Source organism: Peribacillus sp. R9-11 (assembly GCF_031345095.1).
Lineage (GTDB): Bacteria > Bacillota > Bacilli > Bacillales > DSM-1321 > Peribacillus > Peribacillus butanolivorans.
In genome coordinates this window covers 845,527-871,599 of record NZ_CP133763.1, presented here as the reverse complement: position 1 = coordinate 871,599, position 26,073 = coordinate 845,527, and the positions used below count along the sequence as shown (strand labels likewise).

26 protein-coding genes are annotated in these 26,073 nt (G+C 35.7%); 9 read left to right on the top strand and 17 right to left on the bottom strand.

All coding sequences use genetic code 11. The features are described 5' to 3' along the window. The first annotated feature begins 206 nt into the window (after positions 1–206). Positions 207–458 carry a hypothetical protein gene (locus RE409_RS04170; RefSeq protein WP_201182649.1) on the top strand — a complete coding sequence of 84 codons (252 nt, stop codon included), beginning with the start codon at positions 207–209 and terminating at the stop codon, positions 456–458. A gap of 285 nt (positions 459–743) precedes the next feature. On the opposite strand, the gene RE409_RS04165 is transcribed toward RE409_RS04170, so the two are convergent. After that, positions 744–1,940: an FAD-dependent monooxygenase gene (locus RE409_RS04165; RefSeq protein ID WP_309558575.1), complete on the bottom strand. Its 1,197-nt coding sequence runs from the start codon at positions 1,938–1,940 to the stop codon at positions 744–746. 412 nt (positions 1,941–2,352) lie between these two features. Here RE409_RS04165 and RE409_RS04160 point away from each other — a divergent pair, with 412 nt between their 5' ends. Further along, positions 2,353–3,588, top strand: coding sequence for an IS110 family RNA-guided transposase (locus tag RE409_RS04160; protein ID WP_309557757.1), 1,236 nt, complete (start codon positions 2,353–2,355; stop codon positions 3,586–3,588). A 290-nt stretch (positions 3,589–3,878) separates the two neighbouring features. Here the strand turns inward: RE409_RS04160 and RE409_RS04155 are convergent, their stop codons facing one another. From RE409_RS04155 to RE409_RS04130, 6 genes are all read right to left on the bottom strand, one after another. Then, the gene (locus tag RE409_RS04155; protein ID WP_309558573.1) at positions 3,879–5,018 is read right to left on the bottom strand and encodes an FtsW/RodA/SpoVE family cell cycle protein; all 1,140 of its coding nucleotides are present in this window, start codon (positions 5,016–5,018) and stop codon (positions 3,879–3,881) included. A gap of 462 nt (positions 5,019–5,480) precedes the next feature. Continuing rightward, on the bottom strand, positions 5,481–5,669 hold the full coding sequence (locus RE409_RS04150; RefSeq protein WP_201222062.1) for a hypothetical protein: 189 nt from the start codon (positions 5,667–5,669) through the stop codon (positions 5,481–5,483). Positions 5,670–5,799: 130 nt separating this feature from the next. Next, positions 5,800–6,402, bottom strand: a complete 603-nt coding sequence (locus tag RE409_RS04145) for a hypothetical protein (RefSeq protein WP_201182660.1) — start codon at positions 6,400–6,402, stop codon at positions 5,800–5,802. Positions 6,403–6,599: 197 nt separating this feature from the next. After that, positions 6,600–7,310 (bottom strand): VOC family protein, encoded by a 711-nt coding sequence (locus RE409_RS04140; protein WP_201182663.1) that lies wholly within the window; start codon positions 7,308–7,310, stop codon positions 6,600–6,602. Between the two features lie 249 nt (positions 7,311–7,559). Next, complete coding sequence (locus RE409_RS04135) at positions 7,560–7,940, bottom strand: hypothetical protein (RefSeq protein ID WP_309558572.1); 381 nt, start codon at positions 7,938–7,940, stop codon at positions 7,560–7,562. Between the two features lie 111 nt (positions 7,941–8,051). Next, positions 8,052–8,441: a VOC family protein gene (locus tag RE409_RS04130; protein ID WP_201183486.1), complete on the bottom strand. Its 390-nt coding sequence runs from the start codon at positions 8,439–8,441 to the stop codon at positions 8,052–8,054. 494 nt (positions 8,442–8,935) lie between these two features. Here RE409_RS04130 and RE409_RS04125 point away from each other — a divergent pair, with 494 nt between their 5' ends. From RE409_RS04125 to pcp, 3 genes are read left to right on the top strand one after another with little or no spacing between them, the layout of a single operon-like run. Beyond that, complete coding sequence (locus RE409_RS04125) at positions 8,936–9,610, top strand: DUF969 domain-containing protein (RefSeq protein ID WP_098178254.1); 675 nt, start codon at positions 8,936–8,938, stop codon at positions 9,608–9,610. A 35-nt stretch (positions 9,611–9,645) separates the two neighbouring features. Then, complete coding sequence (locus RE409_RS04120) at positions 9,646–10,608, top strand: DUF979 domain-containing protein (RefSeq protein ID WP_141995143.1); 963 nt, start codon at positions 9,646–9,648, stop codon at positions 10,606–10,608. 11 nt (positions 10,609–10,619) lie between these two features. Beyond that, positions 10,620–11,267 (top strand): pyroglutamyl-peptidase I, encoded by a 648-nt coding sequence (gene pcp, locus RE409_RS04115; RefSeq protein WP_056523388.1) that lies wholly within the window; start codon positions 10,620–10,622, stop codon positions 11,265–11,267. Between the two features lie 203 nt (positions 11,268–11,470). Here the strand turns inward: pcp and RE409_RS04110 are convergent, their stop codons facing one another. The 4 genes from RE409_RS04110 to RE409_RS04095 all read right to left on the bottom strand — a co-directional run bounded on the left by RE409_RS04110 (position 11,471) and on the right by RE409_RS04095 (position 14,608). Then, positions 11,471–11,596, bottom strand: coding sequence for a hypothetical protein (locus RE409_RS04110; RefSeq protein ID WP_309558571.1), 126 nt, complete (start codon positions 11,594–11,596; stop codon positions 11,471–11,473). Between the two features lie 240 nt (positions 11,597–11,836). Then, entirely contained in the window at positions 11,837–13,093 is a 1,257-nt protein-coding gene (locus RE409_RS04105; protein ID WP_309558570.1) for a glutathionylspermidine synthase family protein, read from the bottom strand. Between the two features lie 36 nt (positions 13,094–13,129). Then, positions 13,130–13,447 (bottom strand): hypothetical protein, encoded by a 318-nt coding sequence (locus RE409_RS04100; RefSeq protein ID WP_201250016.1) that lies wholly within the window; start codon positions 13,445–13,447, stop codon positions 13,130–13,132. Between the two features lie 951 nt (positions 13,448–14,398). Next, positions 14,399–14,608 carry a hypothetical protein gene (locus RE409_RS04095; RefSeq protein ID WP_201222070.1) on the bottom strand — a complete coding sequence of 70 codons (210 nt, stop codon included), beginning with the start codon at positions 14,606–14,608 and terminating at the stop codon, positions 14,399–14,401. Positions 14,609–15,675: 1,067 nt separating this feature from the next. On the opposite strand from RE409_RS04095, the gene RE409_RS04090 reads away from it, so the two are divergent. After that, positions 15,676–15,939, top strand: coding sequence for a hypothetical protein (locus RE409_RS04090; RefSeq protein ID WP_201222072.1), 264 nt, complete (start codon positions 15,676–15,678; stop codon positions 15,937–15,939). Between the two features lie 33 nt (positions 15,940–15,972). On the opposite strand, the gene RE409_RS04085 is transcribed toward RE409_RS04090, so the two are convergent. From RE409_RS04085 to RE409_RS04075, 3 genes are all read right to left on the bottom strand, one after another. Next, positions 15,973–16,122, bottom strand: a complete 150-nt coding sequence (locus RE409_RS04085) for a hypothetical protein (RefSeq protein WP_056529733.1) — start codon at positions 16,120–16,122, stop codon at positions 15,973–15,975. A gap of 240 nt (positions 16,123–16,362) precedes the next feature. Continuing rightward, a complete protein-coding gene (locus tag RE409_RS04080; RefSeq protein WP_053348812.1) occupies positions 16,363–16,578 on the bottom strand; it encodes a hypothetical protein in 216 nt (71 codons plus the stop codon). Positions 16,579–17,019: 441 nt separating this feature from the next. Continuing rightward, positions 17,020–18,753, bottom strand: a complete 1,734-nt coding sequence (locus RE409_RS04075) for an amidohydrolase (protein ID WP_309558569.1) — start codon at positions 18,751–18,753, stop codon at positions 17,020–17,022. Between the two features lie 579 nt (positions 18,754–19,332). Between RE409_RS04075 and RE409_RS04070 the strand changes: the two genes are divergently transcribed. Next, the gene (locus RE409_RS04070; protein WP_309557744.1) at positions 19,333–20,280 is read left to right on the top strand and encodes an IS110 family RNA-guided transposase; all 948 of its coding nucleotides are present in this window, start codon (positions 19,333–19,335) and stop codon (positions 20,278–20,280) included. 5 nt (positions 20,281–20,285) lie between these two features. Then, complete coding sequence (locus RE409_RS04065) at positions 20,286–20,564, top strand: hypothetical protein (protein ID WP_309557745.1); 279 nt, start codon at positions 20,286–20,288, stop codon at positions 20,562–20,564. A gap of 1,134 nt (positions 20,565–21,698) precedes the next feature. Here RE409_RS04065 and RE409_RS04060 read toward each other — a convergent pair. The 3 genes from RE409_RS04060 to RE409_RS04050 form a co-directional block, all read right to left on the bottom strand. Then, a complete protein-coding gene (locus tag RE409_RS04060) occupies positions 21,699–23,156 on the bottom strand; it encodes a S8 family serine peptidase (RefSeq protein ID WP_201182699.1) in 1,458 nt (485 codons plus the stop codon). Positions 23,157–23,350: 194 nt separating this feature from the next. Next, positions 23,351–23,539 carry a hypothetical protein gene (locus RE409_RS04055; protein WP_201222076.1) on the bottom strand — a complete coding sequence of 63 codons (189 nt, stop codon included), beginning with the start codon at positions 23,537–23,539 and terminating at the stop codon, positions 23,351–23,353. Positions 23,540–23,659: 120 nt separating this feature from the next. Next, positions 23,660–24,205 carry a helix-turn-helix domain-containing protein gene (locus RE409_RS04050; RefSeq protein WP_201222078.1) on the bottom strand — a complete coding sequence of 182 codons (546 nt, stop codon included), beginning with the start codon at positions 24,203–24,205 and terminating at the stop codon, positions 23,660–23,662. Positions 24,206–24,356: 151 nt separating this feature from the next. Here RE409_RS04050 and RE409_RS04045 point away from each other — a divergent pair, with 151 nt between their 5' ends. Continuing rightward, entirely contained in the window at positions 24,357–25,718 is a 1,362-nt protein-coding gene (locus RE409_RS04045; RefSeq protein ID WP_201222080.1) for a D-serine ammonia-lyase, read from the top strand. Positions 25,719–26,073 lie beyond the last annotated feature (355 nt).

Here is a 26,073-nt window from a genome sequence, read left to right as displayed (position 1 = left end):
CTGTTAGTTCAAAACATATTCCATTCTATTTTGGGCAAAGTAACTGTGGTGAATTACCAACCAAACAAACATCGAAACAATGGTCAGTTCAAGTAGCCGAAGCTGAACAAGGTAAGGGATTAGGAAAGCCCGAAAAGGGAAAATTTCATACTTACTCTTTAGAGGTTGATAACATTGGTAAGAATGTATTGTCTGCGGAAATTTATATGTTTAGCAATGAACCTAATTCTACGACGAAGTTTGCACTTTTTGGTTGTCCTGGTGAAGAGGATTGCAATAAAGACCACTTTGAAGAAGCGATTTCTTTAGCAAAACAAATGAATGATGGATATCCTTATAAATTTAGCAATTTCATTTTGGCTGAAAAAGCAACGGAATTGGAAGTGGAAATCGTTTGGACTCAAAAGGGTAGCGAAGGCAGACCTTTAAAAGAAACATTTACATTCACTGCTGAATAACAAGAAAACAAAAAGGCCGAAATAATCGGTCTTTTTGTTGAACTAACGCACCCGTTAGTTCTATAAGAAAAGCGAACCTTATTAAAGAATCGCGCCCGATTGCGGAAGATCAACAATATTATTAAAGGCTTAAGAGCCTTCTTACGCTTAGCTACCAGGCAGAAAACTGTTCGGGTTTTGTATTGTTACTGAATAATAAAAAGTCATTTGTTGATAGTTACACACAAGCAAAGAAATTATCAGTTTTTTAAGACTGGTTGAAACTCGTCTCTAAAATATCGCATATCAATAATCTTTCAGTTCAATCCCGTTGGCAGCTTTCGCTATCATTTTCGAAATCATCTTAAACGATACAACCATAAGGATGGGTACGCGAAACATTAAATTGCGTAGAAAGATTTTGAAGTTTGATCTTTCAATCATACTCCCGGCAGCCATTAGTCCTATTTTTTGATTTTTCTCAACAAACTTTCTCATTTTTTGTTCGTAGGCAACAAAGGCACGGGTGAAATCGCAATCTGCAGCTTTGAGTTCACCAGCTAATACAAAAGCTCCGACAAGCGCCAGGCTAGACCCTTGACCCGATAGGGGTGATGGGCCATACGCCGCATCGCCTAACAATGTAACCCGACCTTTTGACCATGTCGGCATGTGAATCTGGCAAATCTCGTCAAAATAAAAGTCTGTCGCATCTTTCATGGTTTTGAGTAGATTCGAGGTTTCCCAGCCCGTATGGCCTACGAAGGCATTTTCTACAAGATTCTTTTGAGCTTCTGTATCATAGCGGTCGTATTTCAATGCCTCTGATTGGAACAAGAACATACCCCTTGCTTCGGTATTGTTACGGGCGCTATACATACCTACAGTTTTGCCTGGTATCGTATAAAACAGCTGGCGGTGGTCGAGGTTGAGGTAATTCTCAAGGGTGAAAATTGAGATATAACAGCCAAGCGTACGTTTAAACTGTGCTTCGTCGCCAAAAGTCAAGGTGCGCACATTAGAATGGAGACCGTCCGCTCCGATTACCAGATCGAAAGTCTGCGGCTTGCAATACATAAATTGAACTTCTGCACCAGCTTCAGTCTCATGTATTGCGGTAATCGAATCTCCCCAAATGTATTCGACCGTATCCTTAGTTGAATCGTACAAAATGTGACAAAGATCGTCACGCATGATTTCGATGTCCAGACCTTGATGGTTCCCCATACTCGCTTCGCTTATTTGACCTTCGATCTTGCCTTTGCTATTCACGAAGTAAACACCAGTCATGTTCGTGTCAGCTGCACGAACTTGATCGAGTATACCCATCCCCTCAAGTACCGTAATGGCTGCACCACGGATATCAACCCCGTACCCACCCGTGCGCAATGCTGGTGCACGTTCTATTACAGTCACTTCGAATCCGTAGCGGTGAAGCCAGTAAGCAAGTGCCGGACCGGCAATGCTCGCACCAGAAATAAGAACGCGCATCGTTTCTTTCATAATTGCTTATTCACTCCTATCCTAATTAAAGTCTTAACATATCCACAGTATATTCACGGCCTATATAACTTATTTACCACAGTAAAATATTAGGACTTTAATTATTCAACAAAATGGCCCAATTGTTGAATAAAGATCAAACAGCATTCTTCAACTAACCTGCCCTGTTCGTATTATAAAGGTCAGCCAGTTATTTCTGGTTGAACAATTTTTTTATCGATATATGATAACGGTAGCCGGGGTAGAACGTTCCTGCCCGTGGGGCTTGGACCCCGTCAACTAAACAGTTCGCCCCCTACTTGTAGAAACATGATTTGGCTGGTTGGGACTAGATCTCGTATAACAAGCGAAGCTATGATACTACAAGAAGGATTTAGGGGTACCGGCAATATTCTTTAGGAGGAGATAATAAATGAATCCAGTAGTTGGTCTGGATGTAGCGAAAGGTGAAAGTCAGGTTCAAGCATTCTTGGAGAAGAAGAAGCCTTATAAAAGAAGTTTTAAAGTAGCACATACCATTGAAGGACTAGAGAGCTTACACCAATATCTTAGAGAGATAGAAAACGTAACAGGAATTCGACCTCCGGTCGTTTTAGAGTCTACTGGGCATTATCATACGCCCGTTGTACAGTATTTTGAGGAGAGAGGTTACTTATTAATTATCGTTAACCCACTCATTTCTTATCGTGCGAAGAGCTCTAGTTTACGGAAAGTAAAGACAGATTTAATCGATGCACGTCACCTCTGCGAGCTGTACTATAAAGAGGATTTAGAGCCTTATAAAAAACGAGGGATACAACTCTTAAATCTTCGTAATCTTTCAAGACAACATGCAAATATAACAGGTATCTATGTACAAACAAAACTACAGTTTCAGGCTGTTCTTGATCAAGTATTTCCTGAATATAGAGGGGTTTTTGGAGATTTGTATTCGGTTGTTTCTTTGCTTACTCTATTAGAATTCCCTACTTCTGAAGACATATCAGCAGTCGATGAAGAAACTGTAGCAAATAGGATTAATGAACTTTGTCCAAGTCGTTCTAGAAAGTGGGCGAATACACAGGCAGAGAAACTTATGGCTGCCTCAGCTCGAAATCCTTTTCAGAGAACTTTATATCAGAGTCACATTTTAAGCCTAGAGATGTATATAAAAATGCTTCTAGAATACCAAAAGCACCTATCCAAATTGGAAGAAGAGATAAATGCTTTGGCAAAAGAAATTGAAGAATATAAGATTATCCAATCCATCCCTGGTATCGGTGAAAAAATCGCTACAACGATTATTTCTGAAATTGGAGAGATTGATCGGTTTAATCACCCTAAAAAACTAGTGGCATTTGCCGGAATTGATCCAAGTATCTTTGAATCAGGTAAATTTAAAGGCTCAGTAAATCGGATTACCAAAAGAGGTTCTGGTAGACTACGCCATGCCTTATATATGGCAGTTCGTTGTGCCATTCGTGATTGTCGCAAGAAGAAAACGACAGATGAAATCATCCCTCGGAACAAAAGATTACGAGAGTTCTATGATAAGAAACGTGAAGAAGGAAAGCCCTTTAAAGTAGCTGTGATAGCATGTGCCAATAAGCTTCTACAATGGATTTATGCACTATTACAAAATAACTCGACTTTCCAAGATCTAACCTAGTTTAAAAGTATAACTAAATAGCACAAAACTTTCCAAATATAGTTCATTGGAAGGTTATTTAGCATGCACAAATTTAGTATAGCATGAAATATTTTAAGTTTTCATTGAAAAATGTTGACTAACTATTAGCTGGTTTAGTTGCATAAGACTTATTTTTGAGTTGACACATACTGTGACATAAAAAAAAGACGGTTTTTACCGTCTAATAAATTGCACTAGTTTTCTTAGTAAAAACAAACCTAATATTACGAAAAGAGAAAATTGAATTAATCCTGGAATACTAAGCCACCTTAGTCAAACATATATGCTCTTTTTCGATAGCTTATTGAAAAAATTAATCCCATTGCTAACATATTCCCCATTAATGAGCTGCCTCCGTAGCTTATAAAAGGTAAAGGTATCCCTGTTATCGGCAATAAACCTATATTCATTCCAATATTTTCGAAAATATGGAAAAAAATCATAGAAACCGCACCTGCACATAGGTAAGATTCAAAACTATTTTTGACATCTATGGCTAACTTCACCATGCTCGAAATAAGGAGAAAATAAATTGTTATTAAAATACTAGATCCTAAGAAACCAAATTTAGAAGCAATAACGCTAAAAATAAAATCTGTATGTGCTTCAGGAACGTATACACCGTCTCCTCTATAACCATAAAATGCACCTGATCCTATGGCAAGTAAGGCTTTGGTTAGGTTATAGCCTTCTCCTGATTGATAAGACTCTGGGTCAATCCAAGCATAAATCCTTCCTAATTGAAATGTTTTTATTCCCATTAATTGAAGAAGTTCAGGGTTAAGAAAAACTAAGTAAAAAATTCCACTGGCAATTAATACGCAAATAATAAAAATAACACCAATTATTCTCCATGATATTCCTGAAACAAATAATATCCCTATAAAAATACACATTAATACTAAAGATGTTCCTAAATCTGGTTGTTTCATAATTAAAAGTATAGGAAGAAGTGTTGCGGCCCCCATCTTAATTAATAGAATAAAATCCGTTTTCAAAGTTTTGTCTACATATTTATTATGATGTTTTTGTATTAAGTAACTTAAACAAATTATTAAAGATATTTTAGTAAATTCAGCTGGCTGTATAGACCCAATCCCAGGAATTTGAAACCAACTTTTGGCACCATTTATTTCTCGTGCTATTGACTCAGGTGACAAAATTAATGCAATTAATAGTAATAAACTAAGCGAGTAAATAAACCAATTCAAGCGAAATATTTGTTCAGAATCTAAATACATAACTCCTAAAATCATACCGAAACCTATAAAATACCAAGATACTTGTCTAAATAAAAAATTCCCTTCGTATTGACCAAATTCTTGAGCAGTATATATGGCTATACAACTAGTTATAAATAGCAAAAGTAAAAGTGTAATTAGGTTGTAATCCAACTTTGAATTTTTCATTTTTTCCCCTTGTAAATATTTTCTTATGTTATAATTTTACTTCATTATACTAAAAATGTAATTTTTTTTAAATAGATGCACTTTTATTATTCATACATTCTAGGTATACAATTGAATAAAAATATGTATGGAGGATAACCAATTAAAAAAAGGCTTAAAATGAAATCATTTTTTTGTTATACGCTTTTATTTTTTCTTTTTATTTGTTCAGTGATTAAATTTTGGTAGTAACATAGCCTCATTTAAATATTATTTCACAAAAAGTATTTTAAGGTATACCATTAATACCAGTAACAGATATAAACTAATAACAATCCTTTAGACTTTTTCAAATTCCCCCAAGCGTTGAGCATATCCCCCGATATAAAAATCAGTAGCCTTTAAGGCTACCAAATTCGTCTGTAAGAAGTTACCTATCCATTTCCCATACATGTTGACGACTTTTTGTATTATTCTTGCCCCTTATTTTCTGCTGCTGGCGATTTTGTTCCCTTTGCATTTCTTTCCTGCCTGTTCAATGCCATTTATTACTACTTCAAGTATGCAGATCCCTTTTTCTTCGGCTTGAATCTGATCTATAATTTGAGGAGTTCGCGGAGTCTTTATGGCTTGAATCCCAATCTTCATATTAGGATCTGTAGTTTTGTACAATTGGTAATTAACCAACATTTATTTTTATTGTTGTTTGTTAACTTTAAACCCCATGTACTTCCACCTTTTTTTAGAGTAACAGTTGAATTGGTTCCAATTGAACCAACTGCTGTGGAAACTAATTATTCATTTATTTTTCTTCTATTTTAATTTTTAGTAAAAATACAATTTTATCATCACTTATCATTTTCTTCACTTCATTTTCGTCTTGTAAATTGTATGTCCTTATGGAGTTTCCATTGGATTCCCTGTATGCACCTAATAAATACGTTTCTCCTAATTTTAATTCCACTTTATCTTCCCCTATGGCATAATCCCATCTACTAAACACACCAACAGAATGTATTTTGTCTATTTTTTGTGGGGTTGCAGTTACATTGGGTGCATAAAGAAAACCTAAACGAGTATCATTAGTATTTATTATTCCAAATCCTAAATTTCCTTCCTCCACTTTGTTAGGGCTTTTCCCATAAGATAGTTCAGCTAACGGTTGAGGTTCTTGTTTTCCATCTTTGTAACTTTCTATCCAAACATTTACCCAAGTTATATCTGCATTATTTAATTTGAAATCAAAATCATACAGTTCCCCTAAATTTAATTTTTTAAAAGTATTCGTATGTTCAGAATCGGAATTAACTGAAATTGTAGCTATGCTGTCTTTATTAGTGCAACCAGAAATTATTATCAAGGATAAAATTGATATTAAGCTAAAAATGAAATAGTTTTTTTTCAAAAGATTTCCCCCAGTATTATATTGATTTTACTAAATCTATATTAATTTTACCAAATTACCCCAACCACTTGTTGAACTATCCTGCCCCGATAGTTCCATAACAAAAAGAGTTGCCAAAGCAACTCTCTTATTGAAGTAAAGCACCCTTTAGTTGAAGAAGGATAGATATCTACCAAAAATTGGTATTCTAATAGATGTTACGTTTCAGAAAATAACTCTCCTTTGTGCTCGTCCCGATATATCTGAAATTCATTATCGGAATTGATGATTATTTTATTGTTATTTATTAATGTAATCTCAAGAGGAAATATGGCAGATGTTTTATCAGAAAATATCCATCTTCTCCCTGGTTGGGCTAATATAATAAATATTCCATTCCTTCTTTCACCCATGAAATTAAGGGATTTTCTACTTATTGTATTATTGTCACGCTCGGTCACACCAATTTCATTTAATTTTCCGCTTACACTTATAGTGTTTTCTACAATTAAACCTATTTCACTAATGTTTAAAATACTTTTAACCGAAAAAGGCTCAATACTATCTTTAGCAATTTCATATCTTGAAATAAATTCTACTAAATTACCAGAAGGGTCATAGAAATAAAGAGCATGGGCAGGTAAATGAGCAAAATTAGCTTCATCTACCCCATCTTCAATAAGTAAACTTACTCTTTCTTTTGCCCATGATTTTGCTTCAAAAAATTTGTTAGCTGGTATGTTAAAAGCAAAGTGGTAATAGGGGTTATCTACCACGTCTTTTGTTGTAAACTCAAATTCACCTGTACCCACAGCAATTCGAAAGCGATTCTTATCCTCATTAATTAGAGAAAAACCTAACGTATCAATATAGAATTTTTTCATTTGCTTTAAACTTTTAGTCTGTAAAACAATCGATTTAATTTCCAATGATAATAACACCTTCCTTGTATATCTAATAATGTAAGTAAGTCTATGTATAAATCGTATCCACATCCTTTTTGTACCATAATTATCCATTAAGGTAAAATTCATCTATTTTTATATATATATTAATTCATCTTATTGTTGCAGTTGTAACCTCGCCTATTAATTGTTTGTAACTATCCTGCTCCGGTTGTTGCATAAAGAAAAAGCTGCCTTAAAGACAGCTCCGATCTTCAGCTAACGCCCCTGTTACTACCCATTTATGAATTTCCCTAATGAATAAACCAATAAAATTAATAATTGATAAAGAGTAAAGGGGACTAATGTAATGAGTGGGATGTACTTTATCTTATTTTTTTCTTTCCTTTTTACAGCTATAATCGTACAAACAATAGAAACACCATACAGGGTCAAACTACTAATTAGTAATATATCACTTAACTTGTAATCAATTATTTCAATTGCAGCAAATAAAAGGAATGGAGCCATAACTCCAACTATGGCTGACGTAAAACTAAACATATTTTTCTTCATTTCAATTTCCAACCTAAATTCATTTGATAATGGTGGTGGCAGCCCCACATCTTGAACTATAGCACAAGTTAGCTTAATAAAATTATCTCTGTTAATCACTCTTTTTTTCAATAATAGATTTGTTTAATCCTACTTGTCTTATTTCAACTAATCTGCCCCGTTACTTCAATAAGAAAAGAGCCAGTAATGGCAGCCTTTATCTTTGCCTACTTATAGATCTTTTTGATTAACATTTAGTTCAATCAAATTACCATCTGGGTCGGCACAAAAAATTTGTGCAAATCCACTTTTCCCGTATGGTTTTTCAAGTATTTCAACTTTATTCTGTTTTAACCATTTAAGAGTGTCATAGTGGTTCTCGACTCTAAGGGCAAAGTGACCTTCTCTGCTGGATAAGCTTTTATCCTTACGAATTGTCTGTGAAGAGGGATCGACTATCAAGTGAAGTTGATGTCCCTCTATTTCATACCAGGCACCTGGAAAATCAAAATCAGGACGCTGTATTTCTTTTAAACATAAAGTTTTACCATAGAATTCTTTTGCTCTTTCCAAATCTGTCACAGTAAGACTTACATGATGGAGGCATTTATATTTAATCAAAACCTTCACTTCTTTCATTTCAACTATTTTTTTTACCTTAGTCATTTTGTGGCTAAGATGACCCCTTACACCGTATCTGGAGCTGGATCGGTTAATTTAAACTATTCGGCAGCTAGAATCCATAATCCTTCTTCAACTAAACTGCGCTCGATAGATGAATAAAGAAAAAGCTAACTTAAAGTCAGCTTAGATCTTCGCACCCGTTAGTTAAATAGACTATATAACAATCCTATTTCTGGTGATATTATTCTTGAATCTCTTTAATGCTTCTTCCACAGAAATAGTCGTGTCCCATTTTTAGTTTTTCTACTGTTGTAAATAAGTATTTTTTTGATGCATTTTTTCTATTCTTTCATTATAAAAGACTTTGATTTTTACATAATTAGTCACTTGGATTAATAAAAAATTTATTTCAAAAATTCTTACTTTAATGTACAATAACATGTAGTTTATATTTTTGCAGAATAGTTTTAATAATAAGAAAGGGGATATGTATGGTTCTAATTGGTGTTCTTTTAATCATGATTGGCTTCGTACTTAGATTCAATTCAGCAGTTGTGGTAACTATTTCAGCACTCGTTACGGGGATGATTGCAGGTATTCCCATTACCAGTATTATTACGCAATTTGGCGAAGCATTTACAACTAACAGGTACATGTCTATTCTCATAGTCACGCTTCCCGTTATTGGGCTGCTTGAAAAAAATGGTCTCCAGCAGCAAGCTTCAAAGGTTGTATCAAAAATTAAAGCCATCACTGTTGGCCGGGTATTGACCATGTATTTATTGATCAGGGAAGTCGGAGCTGCTCTTGGTTTAAACAGCCTTGGTGGTCATCCGCAGACTGTACGTCCGCTGATTGCCCCAATGGCAGAAGGGGCTGCTCTAACAAAATATGGTAAGCTACCTGAGAAAGAGCAACAGGAAATCCGTGCACACGCAGCCGCTACCGATAATATTGGCTTGTTTTTCGGAGAAGATATTTTCGTGGCGGTTGGTGCAATTCTATTGATGAACGGATTTTTTGAACAGAACAATATCCCTGCTGACCCAATATCAATGGCGTTATGGGGAATTCCTACTGCCATCTTTGCTTTTATTGTACACGCCATTCGCCTCCGTATGTTTGATAAAAAGCTGGATAAACGTTTGGGCAGTCGTGGCCAATAATGATAAACACTCCAAAGAGAAAGTGAGCATCTATTATGATATTCTCAGTTGAAATGATTTACGTATTGATGGGCATCATTGTTCTAGGCTGCTCCCTATATATTTTCACTGATCGGACGAACAGCCGCCGGTTGACTACGGGAAGCTTTTACTTGATTTATTCAATTACATTAATGTTCGGCCAAATTATTCCGCCATTTTACATTGGACTTATGGTTATTATTATGGTTTTAATCATTGCAGGTGGCGGGTTAAAGAAAAGCGAACATGTTGAAGAAAGCATTACTGTAAAGGAAGAGCGAAGAAAACGGCTTGGCGGCCGTCTTTTCCTACCCGCCATCTTGATTCCTATTTTAACCTTAGCTGGTTCTAAGCTGCTAGACGGTGTTAAAATTGGCGGAAAGGCTTTGCTGGATCCATCTAATGTAACGATGGTTGCTTTAGGTCTGGCGTGTTTGACTGCCATTATTTTTGCGATGGTGATGACACGCGGAACACCTACAGGAGCTGTGAAAGAATCACGTCGCCTGCTAGAATCTATTGGTTGGGCTGTATTGCTGCCACAGCTACTTGCAACATTGGGAACTATTTACACAAATGCAGGGGTTGGTACAGTCGTTTCCAAAGCTGTGACAGCAATCATTCCCGAAGGTTCGCTATTTTGGGTTGTGGTCATTTTCTGTCTCGGCATGGCTATATTCACTATGATCATGGGGAACGCCTTTGCTGCCTTCCCGGTTATGGCTGCAGGTATCGCCATTCCTTTTCTGATTAACCAATTTGACGCTAATCCAAATCATATAGCTGCCATATCTATGTTTGCGGGTTATTGTGGAACATTAATGACGCCAATGGCTGCCAACTTTAATATTGTGCCGGCAGCCTTGCTGGACTTGAAAGATAAAAACCATGTCATAAAAGTTCAAGTTCCAACAGCTTTGGCAGTATTAGCTTTCAATATCGTACTTATGTACTTACTTGTTTCATTAGGAGTATAGGAGGGATCTTCATGAAGCAAAAAGTGTTATTAACCGGGTTTGAGCCCTTTGGCGGAGAAAGAGTAAACCCTTCCTGGGAAGCAGTAAAACAGTTACATGGAGAAGTTATTGATGATGTGACTCTAGTTGCTGAACAAATCCCAACTGTATTCGGGAAATCAGTTGCAGTAATGGAGCAGCTTATCCAGCAGCATAATCCTGACATCGTTATCTGTGTAGGACAAGCTGGGGGTCGGCTTCACATCACACCTGAACGGGTGGCAATCAATATGGATGATGCTAGAATCCCAGACAATCAGGGAAACCAGCCTATTGATGAGCCTATTGCAGACAAAGGGCCAGTAGCCTATTGGTCTACGATCCCCATCAAAAGAATTGTCGAAAACATGAAGGAAAGCAACATTCCTGCATCGGTATCCCATACCGCCGGAACATTTGTATGCAACCATATCTTCTATGGATTAATGGACTATATCACCCGAACCTCATCAAGCATCCGGGGTGGATTTATCCATATTCCTTTCATTCCGGAGCAAACTATTAATAAAGAAGCGCCTAGTTTAAGCCTTGAGACAATTGTTAAGGGCATAAAAATAGCTGCTGTCACAGCTGCTAAATATGAATCGGATATTCATACAGTAGGCGGGACGACCCATTAATTGTACCGTTTTTTTAAAATTCGACCGATTTACTTGTTTTGGTTATAATTCATGATTGGCCTCATGTTTATGATGAAAGTGTCCTTTTCGCTTGCGAGCTTGGGACACTTTCATCATATCAAGAGGTCTTTTTGATTCATTACAATAATCCCCATAACAAAAGGAGCTGCTGATCAGCTCCTGATAATGAAGTAAAGCACCTGTTAGCCAACCATGCAGCGCACGACCAGCGCTGCACCACAGTTACTGTTTTTTCCATACCCCACCTGAACAGGGAGTAAAGCCACAAGTTTCATAAAATAATACTTATGACCATTTTTCATCATCATCAATCCACTGATTACTCTTTAAATTAAATGATTCGTCCTCATCGTGAAAAACAAAGTATGAAGGCAAGTGTAATGCTTGTCCACCTGCTTTTTCCCAACATTCCCTAAACCCCTTCTATTCTTTTTTTATGTGTTTACGATTCTTTACTAAAAAGGAATTACTTAGAATTCTGTGTCTTTATTTTCTTGATATGCGCTCTTCTGCGAAAAGTGTGTCTATGATTATCTCAGTGACACTACCTACCATTTCTCAATGGCCACTGGACAAAACATAGAAAGGTTGCCGGTTATTTTTTCTCCTACACTAAGGAATAAGCCACTAGCTTCTCCACCAATTAAGAAAGACCCTACAAGCATTTTTCCAGTATATTCTCCGTCCCAAGTATTTACCGTTTTAGTTGGCATCTCAACATATTGTTGATATACCTTTTGCCATTCTGCGTAATAATCTTCTTCATCTTTCTCTACTAACTTAGAAAAGTTGTCAAAAATCTCAACACTTCCGCCTTCGCGTCCGTAAATTGGCTTTGCTACATATGCTTTATTCTCAAAAGGAAAACCACTTTTTAAATAAGTAGGTAAGAAGTATCGACGGATGCTCTCTCGTTCTTCAAAGCTGAAGATCCCGCTGTCATCTCGTAGCGTCCATATAAGAGCCAAAACCGCTTTAGACTGCATAAGAAAGGATCCGGGCGGATTTATTAATTTTACTTTACCATCAGCAATATGTTGCAAAAAAGAAAGGCCAATTTCATTTCCGGTAAAATCTTTATCATCAACTAAATATTCAAGCGGATAAAGTCGATATAAGAGGTTAATCTTATCTCCTTCTTGATCGAACAGCCCCTCATCCGATACGATAATATCTTCAATAGCTATAAATTTAGTTTTATGTAGACAACTCTTATTTAAATTGAATAAAACAGTTTCACGATCTTCATCGTGCCAACCGTAGGAAGTAAAATGAACGGTGTCATTATCTGTTATATTATATTCTTTGCTAATCATTGCCCAAGTTCTTTTGATATTTTCTTCAAGTTTATTTGGAGATACAAATTCATATTCTTCACAAATGATTTGATTAACAATAGATGATTCTATATATCCTGTAGGTGTATCACAATTCACTTCAATTAGCTTGATTTCATCTCCTTTAACAATGAAATCCATTCTAGTAAAGTAGCTAAATAAATCACTAGGAACATTGGCAGCATCCCAGGTTTGAACAGGCAATCCTAGTTCAGACTTCCATACGTTACTTTCTTGAGAACCGTCCAACAGTTTGTGATACATCTTGTTGTATACGTTCCCTATTTTTTTGGTAGCAATATTAATGCTATCTATTTCTCTTTGAGAATATGTATGTATACCATAAGACATATATTGGTGCCAATCTTCATCTTCTTCTAAACTTCCCCAGGTAAAGCCTTTCTCGACCATTTTGTCGTTTAATTCAATCCACTTTAAAAGATATTGTGCTTCATTCTTATTATCCATATTAGTCTCTCCTTAGATGCTTTTTGAAATTTCGATTTAACTACTTGCCCCGCCTTTTCCGCTTCCAATACCAGTGGAACCTTTATTAGTAGAAGCTTTGCTAGAACCACTGACGACACCATTTTTAGTTGTTTTAGAACCGGTTACCGGAGGAACAACTGTATGACTGTTGGAATTTGTATTGGTATTAGAGCTAGAACCTGAACCTGAACTAGAATCATTTTGTTCTTCGTCTTCTTTGTACGTTTCATCACTTTTATTAACAGACGGAGTAGATCCGCAACCTACTAAAACAGAGCTTGTTAACCCTAAAGAGGCTATTAAAGAAGCTAATTTTCTCTTATTCATTTTCATTAAATAATTCACCTTATTTTCATTTGTATTTTTTATAAAAAATTTTAATTCTTTCTTAAACTAATTTATATTACATATTTTTTTTATTATTTTCCGAGAATCAGAGAGAAAGCGAATTAAGTATTTAAATGCTGATAAAATGATCGTTTTGATTTTTTATTATGGCTCTGTTAAACATTGTTTTTTGAACAAAAAAAAGACAACTCTGTGGTCTTGTACGACTTAATGAACTAACACACCTTTAGTTTTATAAGATTCAAAATGAATTTTAGTTAAGGTTAAATAAAAAAAATAGTTACAAAGAGCACTAATACTGTCCATATAAATGATGATTTAATCTTTTTCGCATTTGAAATTGTATTCTTTTTTATTAAGGTTAAAACTAAAATATTTATTAAAAATAGAAAATAATAGATGGTTATGAATAAAATCCACCTACTACTCTGAATTACTTCACTGAGGGGACTTATAAAAAACGCACTAATAAATACAACTATTGATATAACCAATAGGAAAGATACTATTATGTGCATTTTTTTCCAAATAGGATGCAATAAAAAAGTATTACTTTTCTTAGATTGAAAAAACATAAGTAAGCTAAATAAACCAATAACAGCAATAATAAATAATAGTGTCATTAACATCTGTACTGTATTTACAGTGTTTGATAGATTTGACGTTGCCATATCTTTCTTAAAATAATCAGTTATAAATGCGAGAATTCCTAAAATTATTACTATAATCCCTTGGAGAAACGTCCACCGTGAAAACATCAATACATGCACACCCTCTCTCTATATTCTACGGATAGAAAGTCCCAATAGTTTCATAATTTTCCCTTATTGAACTAACCTGCCCCTATAGTTCCATAAGAAAAAAGTTGCTTCAGCAACCTCCCTTATTGAAGTATTTAATCCATCAATCTATAAAACAAAAAAAAATAGCTCATAACTAATCTTTTTTGTTCTTAATAATAAATTCTCCTAATTTTCCTAATAAATGTAATGTGTAAATAATCATTAAGGCTCTGGCTACTACAAAACCATCTATAGCTAAGTCATATCCGCCTCGTAATAAGGCTGAATCCGAAAACCAAAAATAAATTGATATTGCCAGAGGTATTAATAGAAAAATCAAAGCTAGTTGAGTTTTTTCATCCATAAGATCCCGCCTTATTATATGTATTTTACAAATAATAGCATTATTCCTGGAAATAAAAAACTAAAAAGTGGAAATTATTTACTACTTAGATGGCTCTGTAAGGCATTTTAGTAAGAGGTAATATAAATACGTCAGAGGGTATAATTCCGCCCACCAATGCACATCGTTTTTGGCATTTTACGATAGGTCTTATAATAGCACTCCTTATGGAAAGTTCCGTAAGGAAAAGCTGCCTTAAGACAGCTCCGATCTTCAACTAACGCATGCGTTAGTTGCATAAGTAAGAGGTTTGAAAAAATAGCCTGTATATATTTGAACGATGAATAACTTACCTATTTTCTTGTGTTTGTTTGCACCATATACAGAAAATTGGGAAAAACGTAATCAAAAACGTAACTAAGTTTATAAATTCATCAAAAAATACGTTAGAAACATTGATATATCAACAATTTAATAGATTTCAGTTTATTTAATTGAGGTATATTTTTTCAATTATTTTAAATTATTCTATATTAGTTCTTACGATGAATACAATGTTTCTTAACTATCGCAATTGACTAGAATTGATTTACAACCATTTAGAAACGTAACCAAAACCGTAACCATTTTTATAAAAAACTCGTCAAGCGTAAAATTGAAAGTATGAATTAAAGCAGCCGTTTCTATATTGGAATGCGTTGCTTTATTTTTTATTGGAGCATATCAGAAATGTTTAGCTGTGGTAAGAAAACTACTAGCAATAAAAGCTATTAAGCTAAACGCTGGTAGCTTGCTACATTCCATCTATGCTTATTAATCAGCTTTGTGTGTTCAGAAAACCATTCTAAGCGATTTTCAAACTTTCTAATGATGATTGATAAGCTAATTTTGTCTAAGGCTAACTCTAACTCATCATCTATCTATTTTTTTATATAAAGAATTCCATAATTGCGTAAACCTGTAAACCTTTTAACCTATAAACGTTGATATAGTAGGTTTTTTATAGGTTTACTCATTGGTTTACCTTTAAGTTATTAGAAGTAAATTCAGCGCATTGGTATTCCCTGACTTTCTTTGAGTGTGGGGTGTTGAGAAAGTATCTTGCTGAAAAGATCGAGACTTATCTTTTTATTCAGCTACCTAAGCCAAGTGAGTATCCAAATGTTTTAAAAATTTCTGCTGGAGATTACTGGTGTATCCAAAATAACGGCTGGTCTATTGATTCTGCTACTGAAATTTTTAGTGAGGAATGGATATCTGATGACGAGTTTTTTGTCACCGAATCTGAAATTTATGGGAATAATAAACTCAATCGTCAATTGAAAAAAGAACTTCGAATAAGAAAAACATAGGGAGATTTTAGTCTTCCTATGTTTTCATTCATATTATTTATCTGTTTGTTTTTGCTTCTTTTTCAAATACTCCGCACGTATTTTTTCAAGTTGCTGCTTTTTATCAAATTTGGCAGGCGTCTGTTTTTCATGAAACTTTGTCACAGCTACCTGACCTTTGTAATCCAATTGGTATTTTCCCACTTTGTTCACCTACTTTTCATGTCTTTAAAGAGAATCTATTCAACAAATATAATATACCTTATTTTACTGAAGTAAACCTTATTACTTTATTAGTGTACTGCTAACTTTGCATATATCAGTAAAAACATTAAAAACTTAGTAAAAAAATTCATCGCCAAATGGTATTCATTTCATTGCTATAATCAAAATAAAATGCCTTGACACTCTGCATAAGCCTCAATAATTCTATTTCTTGTTTGTTCAGCTCTCTTCTAAAGGTCCAATTGTTCGGTAAATAAGGTTTAAAATATTAAAACAATCTAAGTCTACTCCATCTTTTAAATGGTTCTTAATGCTAATAACCATTACGTTCTCGATGATTTCAAATTTAGGTTTCTGAGGGGAAATATTGTTTTTTTTGCAAAGTCTTTTTACTACTTGTTTAAAAAAATCTACATCCCCAATATTTTTCTCCAAAAAATCACCCCTTGTTATTAACTTTTCTACTTATATCTATCTTAATCCAAATATTACCTTATTCAACTAACCTGCCCCTAAGTTGCATAACAAAAAGGTTGCTGCAGCAACCTCCCTTATTGAAGTAAAGCACCCGTTAGTTCATTAAGATAAGCGATTCTTATTAAAGAATCGCGCCCTTTTCTTGAATAAGCACATAACTTTGTATTAGCTGGTATTCCCCCCCTTAAAGCAAGTTACTTTGTCACAGGGCTTCAACCTTAGGATTTCTCCACCAGTTGCCTGTCAGCTACCGAGCGTCTTGGCACTTACTCGGGTTGGACTTTCGCCAACTAACAATTAATGGCTTGCTGGGCACGCAGGAAGTAAAGAGACGGTTCTTGTGCTTCACCAGCAAGTGAATGAAGCAGTAGAACCGTCCCCGTGCATCCTATCCTTAATTTAATTTTCGTAGATAACCTTATCGTTCACAATTGTCTTAAGTACTTTGATTTCTTTAATTTTTATAGGGTCAATTGTTAACGGATTTTCTTCCAGAACAACAAAGTCCGCAAATTTCCCTTTTTCGATTGAGCCTTTTTCATTTTCCTCGAAGTTTTGCCATGCTGCATCACTTGTTACTGCGCGAAGTGCCTCTAATGGTGTGATTCTTTGCTCCGGACCAATCACCTTGCCGCTTCTTGAAATCCGGTTAACAGCAGACCATACTGCCTGCAGCGGGTCCATTGGGGTAATGTGAGAATCAAGATGAATGCTAAATTTAATACCACGATCAATGGACGATTTAAGAGGGCTCATCATAGCGGCACGTTCAGGCCCCATGAATATATCCCTGTGCTGATCGCCCCAAAAGAAGGTATGGGAAACAAAATATGATGGTGTAACACCCATTTTCTTCATTTCATCCAATTGATCTAATCTAGCCATTTGAGCATGCTCAATACGATGACGGGCATCCTTATGCGGATACTTCTCCTGGGCAGTACGGAAGGCGTAAAGAATATCATCAATTGCTGCGTCTCCGTTACCATGAATCGCAATTTGGTATCCAGCCTTATGCAATTCCACTACTCGCTTCGTTAATTCCTCACGACTTGTCGCCGGATATCCCCGATAATTTGGATCATCTCCCGGCGGCACGTGGTACGGTTTACTTAAATAGCCGGTGTACCCTTGAATGGATCCATCATGAGACAGCTTCACAGGGCCAAGCTTCAACATATCACTACCGAAACCTGTTACAAAACCGCCTAATTCACCAGGGGTTATAACGCCACCAAACCCGGCACCCATGGCTGTAACCCTTAACGGCAGCAAACCTTGCTTCTGATATCTTTGTAAATCAATAAGACCCTGTTTATTTGCCCCAGCTATAATCGAGGTCGTTACACCTTTTGAGATATAATCCTGGACAGCCTTTTTAAACGCTGCAAGATTTTCCTCTTCTGTAACAACAGGAATATGCTTGCTTACAAGACCTTTAGCAGATTCCTCTAATACCCCAGTCGGTTCTCCTGTCTTAGAGTCTCTTACGATTACCCCACCAGGTGGATCAGGAGTATCTTTTGTAATTCCTGCCAATTTAAGTGCAACACTATTAGCTACTGCTAAATGTCCGGAAGTATGTCCGATATAGATTGGATGCTCCGTTGATACCTTATCCAGATCTTCACGTGTCGGGTGACGTCCTTCCGCTAAAAGTGTCTGATCGTACCCTCGCCCGAGTATCCATTCACCTTCGTGGGTTTCCATAGCTCGATCTTTTAAGGCAATGATCAGATCATCAATATTTTTAATAGGACCTACCGGTGGACTATTTAAATTAACTTGAACAGTCCCATCCATTCCGGAGCTCGGAAAATGACTGTGGGCATCATAGAATCCCGGCAATAACACTTTATTCTTTAAATCAACGACTTTCGTGTGCTGTCCCTTTAACTTGCTAATTTCCTTATTTGAACCAACAGCAATGATTTTTCCGTCCTTGACTGCTACGGCTTCGGCAATAGTAGTATCTTTGTCCATGGTGATAACTTTTCCGTTAAAGTAAACAGTGTCAGGTGCAAGAGGGTCAAGATGGTCTGGAAGTGTACCTGAAGAAAAGCCTACTAATGCAAGCACAAAAACAAGGGAGAAGATAAACAAATTTCTTTTACTTAAAAAATTTCTTTTCAAGAAAAAACCCCTTTTCTGATTTAAGATCCTATCCATAACACCTCTTGATTTATGCCATATACACCGATGATGTTCTAAGAAATATTTCATTTAAACAACTAGAAAGAGCCCCCCCTACTAAATGCTGTTGAAAAAGCTTCATAAACATCATGATGTCCGTACCAAATATAAATATATTATACGAAACATTCTGAATTTTACATAGGGGTATATTTATTTTTCTCCAAAAATCATTAGGATGGCCCAATTGTTGAACAAAGATCAAACAGCACTGTTGAACTAACCTGACTTTAGCTCCATAAGAAACTCCTATGGCGGCGCTCCCCGCCGCCACCATCTACTACGAAAATCTAAACTCAAAATAGAGTCTAACCCTTTAACTCCTTGACGATAATGGATGATAACAATACAACCAGGCTGAACCTTTTTTGGTGGATCTTAAGGAAGATACCCTGTATAAGAAACTGGTTGTGACAGTATTGAAGAACCATTTAGTGTACTGCTAGTACGTATACAAAAATTTTTGTAACAAATCTCCTGTCATATGTATTGTTAATCTTTTATTGAGGTGATTCTCCTATGGAAGCAATGATTGAACGGTGTGCTGGCCTAGATGTACACCAAGAAACAGTAGTAGCCTGTGTATTATTTGGTCCATTAGATAAAAAGCCAAATACCTCTATTGAAACTTTTTCAACTACAACAACAGGACTCTTGGCTTTAAGTGATTGGTTAACTACCCTTCAGGTATCCGATGTTGTGATGGAAAGTACTGGAGTCTACTGGAAACCAATATGGAATATACTCGAAGATTCTTTTCACCTTGTTCTTGCCAATGCCAGACATGTCAAAAATGTTCCAGGGCGTAAAACTGATGTGAAAGATGCCGAATGGCTTGCCAAGCTTCTAAGATGCGGACTTATTGAAAGTAATTTTGTTCCACCGGAGGATATTCGTGATTTACGAGATCTTACTCGTTATCGAAAAAAATTGATTCATCATCGCACCTCAGAGCAGAATCGCATTCATAAAATTCTTCAAGATGCTAATATCAAGCTAACATCCGTTCTATCAGACATTTTTGGTGTATCGGGACGCCGTATCCTTGAAGCGATTCTAAACGGTGAAAAAATAGAGACCGATGGTCTTCGAAAAATGGTGGATAGGCGAACAAAAGCTAGTATTACGGACATTTCCAGTGCAATTAATGGTCGTATTCGCCGTCATCATCGTGATATGTTGAGTTTCCATTGGGAGCATATGAGTTATTTAGAAAAAGCCATAGAAGAATTGGAAAAACAAATCGATCAACTCCTCTCCCCATATCGTAAGGAAGTAGAATTATTGGATGGTATACCTGGTGTGAACAAAGCAGCCGCAGCAACTTTTATCGCAGAGATGGGCGTTAATATGACCGTATTTAAGTCGGCTAAACATCTTGCCTCATGGGCTGGCGTGAGTCCCGGAAATTATGAAAGTGCTGGTAAAAAAAAACAAGTAAAACCACAGAAGGAAACAAAGCATTAAAAACGATGGCCGTAGAGTGTGTACTGGCAACCTCAAGACAAAATAATCGAATAGCTTCACATCGAAAAAGGATTACCAAACGACAGGGGAAAATGAAGGGACGAATTGCTTCTGCTCATTTACTATTGACGATTGCTTACAATATCTTAAAAACAGGAGAACCCTATCATGAACTAGGCTCAAATTACCTTGAAGAAAAACAAATGAACAAAGAATTAAAAATGATTGAATACCTAAAAAAGAAAGGCTATACAATCGATTCATCAGAACAAAAAACTGCATAACCAGTTAAAATAACGACATAGTACATTTACGTCCTTCAAAAAAATTAGAATATGGTGGGGCTTATTTAAGTATGGCCTTTCACTAAAGTGTTTTCATACAAAAAAGAGCTGCCGAAGCAACTCCCTTATTGAAGTAAAACACAGGATAGTTCGTTCAGAAAAGCCATTCTTGAATAAAAAATCGCTACGCTGAAAAATGATTATTTTGGTTATTGCTCTCATAAATTCTTGAACTACTTCTCCAAGGATGGTATCCGTCACCTATATAAGTGAATCCATATTTTTCATAGTATCCAATGTGGTCAGTACAAAGGAAAACTTTATTGAATCCTGCTTTTTCGGCATCTGCTTTAGCACGTAAAAATAGCTCTTTATCTAAAGACCTACCACACGATAGCTAAATACATGATTTCCACCCGGTTACGATATCTTGAGGCTGTAAGGAACATAATTCAGCTGGGGTAGGAAAGAGGCGTAGGGCCCGTGTCCTAGTAGGAATTGCTCGTAATGGCTCTGCCTATAAACCGGAAATGGTCTTCCCTCTTGAACAACTAGCAGCGTAAATTAAAATTCACATTGTTTTTTACGAAAGTTAGCTTATTCGTAGAATTTCAAAGAAAGCACGAAGTACTGGATATATAGAACAAAAGGGCATTGATCCGTTCCGTTAGCAAAACCGGCCTCCCCCCTTGGATAGGCATGACGAAGGAATGAAAGGGCATATGATTATGACCCGTTGAGACATGGGAGGGAAGCCTCCAGGGGCAGCGTGGAGAATGTGCGCATTATATTTAATAATATTGGATTTTCAATAGATCCTCTATTTCAATCTGCCCTCATCTTATCAAAACGTTCCTATCTCTTTCGTTCATCTAAAGCAACCTATACCATGTGGTTTGAAATCCTGCGAATAAGCGAGTATTCGTGAGCATTATCTATTATACTGAGGTAGTACTATAAAACTTATAGTAAAGTTGACACAAACTGTGCAATAAGTTAAAAAGATGAAAGAAAAAAGACCTTATTCAGTTTATATGGAGGCCACTCACCTAATCAGTAGCCTCTATATTTATTTTGAAAAGATGATTTACTTTCCTTGTACTTTTAATATTTCATCTTATTTAGAAACATAAGCTACTTCTTTATATTTTCTAATGCTCTATAAGCATTTGCTTCTCCTGAACCAAATAAAGCATCTTGTCCATTCTTTCCATAGTCAAGAGCTGTTTGCTTAATACGTGCTGTTACTTGGGCAGGTTTATACTCCGGATGAGCTGCCTTAATAACTCCTGCAATTCCAGCTACTTGAGGAGTGGCCATAGAAGTACCAGCATTAAACTCATATGAAGTACCTAAATAGGTAGGCCAAGTACTTAGGATTAAGTTACTTGGATCAGCCGCCGCAGGATCATTGGTTTCTGCATATTTAGACCCATAATCTCCTCCAGGAGCTGCCACGTCAATAGCACTGTTTCCATAATTAGAGTAGAAAGCAAGCTGTTGAGTTGACCATTTTGTGGAGGCAGACACATTAATAACTCCTGGCATTTGTGCTGGTACTACAGTTGCAGGCCCTTTCACGCTCATTCCATATGGTTCATACATTTTATTTAAAAATTCGTTTACTTCCTTCTTGTCATCTAAATTTAAACTTTCATTACCACTACCGGCTACTACAGTTACTCCATTCTTTACTGCATATTGAATTGCTCTCTTCCAAAGTAACGTTTCAGCGACTGATTTATAACTTTCTCCCTCAATTGTCATTTTGGTATTATTATAGAAGCGAAGAGACATATTAATAACATCTACCTTGTCATTTGTTGCTGCAATAATTCCATCTATAATCCAAGCTGGTAATCCAAGGGCTTGCTCTGAGTATAATACGCGATAGGATCGGATTCCTAAATCTGGTCCTACACCGTTTACTTTACCATTTGCTCCAATGATCCCGGCAACGTGAGTACCGTGCCCATTGCGATCTTTTATATCAGTAGGATCACCTGTTTCAGATTCATCCATTCCAGCAGGAACAAGATTACGTCCACCTATTATATTATTCTTTAAGTCAGGATGAGACTCATCAATTCCAGTATCAATCACTCCCACCACTGCTTTATGAGTAATACTACCATCTTTATTTTTATATCCGCCTGTTTCTAAATCATATGATTTCCCGCCGTTGGTCACCCTTTGAATATCCCATTGGGAGTCCCAATAACTCTCTGAATTTTGCTGGCTGATGATACTAGACTCATAGTTATAAGGGCTGACTGCTGTTTTGTCTAAGGTTAGGGGAATTTCTCTGTTAGCAGCTTCTATTGAAGAATTACTTTTTAGGTTTTTAAGAAAAGAAGGCTCGTCAGATTGAGCTTCTAATCCTCCAACTTCGGGAAGAACTTTAGTTACTTTACCACCAGCTTTCCGTATTACCTCTTGATAATTCTCTGGTAATCCACTTTTAAAAGCTATTGCGTATGTGTCATTCATCTCCTGATTTTGACTCTTAGCTTGGGTAGGAACACCACCAACGGACAGTATCCCTGCTCCTACTGCAATCGAAAGTACCGTATGTAAAATTTTCTTTTTCATATGTCTCCTCCTATATATGGAAAATATTCATCATATACTATCTTAATATACAACAACTTAAATTCCAAGTTTTCCTAATAAATCTCATATTATTGAAATAAAGAATAAATATTTTTTAATAAATAAAAGAGCAGCGTCCCGTGATAAAGCTCGGAATACTCCTCTCATTATTATTGTGATGAACGCAGTATTATTTAGATAATATTAAATAAGCTCTGTAGTCGAGATTTTATGGTCTCAACAGTATCCTCTACTTTTTCTACGTAATCAAGCCATTCTTTGAGATAAGGTTTTGAACTAATGATCAAATTGAAAAACTCTTCAGCGTCACCCACATTGAATAACCTCAAAGATACTTCGTCATCGATTTTATGTATTAACAAAAATTCTCCTCCTCTGTGTTGATCAATTATCTGGCCCTATAATGGAAATAAGCGCTGTTCCTTGTTACAGAAAAGCGCCTGATTGTGGAAGAAGAACATTATATGTAACATTTTTCTACATTAAAACACAGGTGGGGTAACTGAAAATAATACAACTGCATTTTGACTAAAATTATTTTCCCATTTATGTTTTAAATTTGCTGGTATTTTCACACTATCACCAGCTTCTAATAGATATTCTTCTTCACCTAAATACACCTTAATATTCCCTTCCAAAATAAATGCTACTTCCTCTCCTCTATGTTCTAGAAGATTTTCTGACGAAGAAGTATTCGAAGGAACTTTCATAATCGCTGTTGCTAAATTACCCGTAAAATTAGGTGACAATAACTCATAAGACAAATTATCAATGATCATTTTCTTACGATTACTAGACCTAACGATTAAATCCTCCGTAATTGTTTCTTCAAGTAAAAAACTAAAAGTTGGAACATTCAGGGTTTTAGCTAAGACCTTTAGGGTTTGAATAGAAGGATTCGCCAAACCTCGTTCAATTTGGCTTAACATTGAAGGTGTAATTTCAGCTAATTTTGCTAACTCTCTACTACTCAATCCTTTAGCTTTTCTATATTTTTCAACTTTCTTACCAATATCTATATTTTCCATAATCGATACTCCTTAACAAAATGTTAAATTTAATTTAAATGAATTAAATTTAAATTAACATAAAGATAATTGTGTGTTAAACTGTATTAAAATTTATTTAATTATAATTTATAATACAACTCGTTACAAGAAAATTAGGAGGTTTAAACAAATGAAAGAGATTGAAAGCAAAGAAATACAAACATGGAAAGACCAATATCCTTTACTAAACAATCTCATTTCGATGGATGAAGTATTTTGGCTCAATCCAAATGTCGAAAAATTTCAAACGGGCATTAAAAAATCCCCCCTTACTCAAGAAGATGTAAGAGATGCAGATGAAAGGTTGAAACGTTTTGCTCCATATATCGCCAAGGTTTTCCCTGAAACAAAAGGAACGAATGGTATCATAGAATCTCCTTTAGTGAGAATTCCTGCCATGAAACAATCCTTAGAACAGGATTATCAACAACCTATATTAGGAGAATTATTACTAAAATGTGATAGTCACCTTCCTATATCAGGATCTATTAAAGCAAGAGGCGGGATTTATGAAATTCTCAAACATGCAGAAGAATTAGCTTTTCAACATCAATTGTTAACGATTCAAGATGATTATTCGATTATTGATAGTGATAGGTTTCGAACCTTTTTCTCACAATATTCAATCGCAGTAGGCTCGACTGGAAATTTAGGACTTAGTATTGGCATCATCAGTGCAAAGTTAGGTTTTAATGTTTCTGTTCATATGTCAGCTGATGCAAAACAGTGGAAAAAGGACTTGCTTAGAAGCAAAAATGTCAAAGTTATTGAATATAAAGCTGATTATAGTAAAGCTGTAGAGGAAGGTCGAATCCAAGCAAATAGTGACCCATCATGTTATTTTGTGGATGATGAAAATTCTCACGACCTATTTTTAGGATATGCAGTGGCTGCATCTCGATTGAAGAAACAATTAGAAGAGCTAGAGATAATAATAGATGAAAATCATCCTTTGTTTGTTTACCTTCCATGTGGAGTAGGTGGAGGTCCTGGAGGCGTAGCTTTTGGTTTGAAATTATTGTATCAAGACTATGTTCACTGTTTCTTTGCAGAACCTACCCACTCACCGTGTATGTTACTCGGTTTAATGACTGGACTTCATGATAAAGTTTCTGTACTTGATGTTGGTATCGATAATGTAACAGACGCGGATGGACTTGCTGTAGGAAAACCATCTGGGTTTGTGGGTAAAACTATGGAACCTTTTTTAAGTGGTAATTATACGGTTAGCGATGAACAGTTGTATAAGTTGCTAAAAGAGCTAGTCGATACAGAGGGGATCCATTTAGAACCCTCTGCACTAGCAGGCATGATAGGACCAAGTAAATTATGTAAAGAGGGCATCGATTATTTACAGAAGCATAGTTTAACGGAAAAGATGAGTAAGGGTACACATATTATTTGGGGGACTGGTGGAAGCATGGTTCCTGAAGAGATGAAGACACAATATTATCAAAAAGGGTTGAAATTATCGTTAGAGAAACAGAAGTAATTTAACAAGGGGTAGTTTAACCCTGTGTTTTTATATTTAAAATTTCAGTTCTTGTTAAACTAACCTCCCGATAGTATAAGTACAAACCCTCACAAAATCTTCTAAACTTTGATTTAGATATCAAATTTTCTATGAAGGTGTTGTTCCACAATCTGGCCCGATTGTGGAACAACACAATCCTGCATATCGATACTTTTTAAATCTACAGTAGGCTTTTTTTATTTTTCTTGCTTATTAGCTAACTGTTTTTATATAACTTTGAATATAATTGTTTATTTTTGTGTTTGTTCATGAACTAACGCACTCGTTAGTTGAATAAGGAACCTCATTCTCCTGTTAAAATCCCTATAATAAT

Bases quoted from the DNA above. Each gene is read 5' to 3' on its own strand.
- RE409_RS04170 (WP_201182649.1), top strand. From the start codon at position 207: ATGTTTAGCAATGAACCTAATTCTACGACGAAGTTTGCACTTTTTGGT.
- RE409_RS04165 (WP_309558575.1), bottom strand. From the start codon at position 1,940: ATGAAAGAAACGATGCGCGTTCTTATTTCTGGTGCGAGCATTGCCGGT.
- RE409_RS04160 (WP_309557757.1), top strand. From the start codon at position 2,353: ATGAATCCAGTAGTTGGTCTGGATGTAGCGAAAGGTGAAAGTCAGGTT.
- RE409_RS04155 (WP_309558573.1), bottom strand. From the start codon at position 5,018: ATGAAAAATTCAAAGTTGGATTACAACCTAATTACACTTTTACTTTTG.
- RE409_RS04125 (WP_098178254.1), top strand. From the start codon at position 8,936: ATGGTTCTAATTGGTGTTCTTTTAATCATGATTGGCTTCGTACTTAGA.
- RE409_RS04120 (WP_141995143.1), top strand. From the start codon at position 9,646: ATGATATTCTCAGTTGAAATGATTTACGTATTGATGGGCATCATTGTT.
- pcp (WP_056523388.1), top strand. From the start codon at position 10,620: ATGAAGCAAAAAGTGTTATTAACCGGGTTTGAGCCCTTTGGCGGAGAA.
- RE409_RS04110 (WP_309558571.1), bottom strand. From the start codon at position 11,596: ATGATGATGAAAAATGGTCATAAGTATTATTTTATGAAACTTGTGGCT.
- RE409_RS04105 (WP_309558570.1), bottom strand. From the start codon at position 13,093: ATGGATAATAAGAATGAAGCACAATATCTTTTAAAGTGGATTGAATTA.
- RE409_RS04100 (WP_201250016.1), bottom strand. From the start codon at position 13,447: ATGAAAATGAATAAGAGAAAATTAGCTTCTTTAATAGCCTCTTTAGGG.
- RE409_RS04095 (WP_201222070.1), bottom strand. From the start codon at position 14,608: ATGGATGAAAAAACTCAACTAGCTTTGATTTTTCTATTAATACCTCTG.
- RE409_RS04070 (WP_309557744.1), top strand. From the start codon at position 19,333: ATGGAAGCAATGATTGAACGGTGTGCTGGCCTAGATGTACACCAAGAA.
- RE409_RS04065 (WP_309557745.1), top strand. From the start codon at position 20,286: ATGGCCGTAGAGTGTGTACTGGCAACCTCAAGACAAAATAATCGAATA.
- RE409_RS04060 (WP_201182699.1), bottom strand. From the start codon at position 23,156: ATGAAAAAGAAAATTTTACATACGGTACTTTCGATTGCAGTAGGAGCA.
- RE409_RS04050 (WP_201222078.1), bottom strand. From the start codon at position 24,205: ATGGAAAATATAGATATTGGTAAGAAAGTTGAAAAATATAGAAAAGCT.
- RE409_RS04045 (WP_201222080.1), top strand. From the start codon at position 24,357: ATGAAAGAGATTGAAAGCAAAGAAATACAAACATGGAAAGACCAATAT.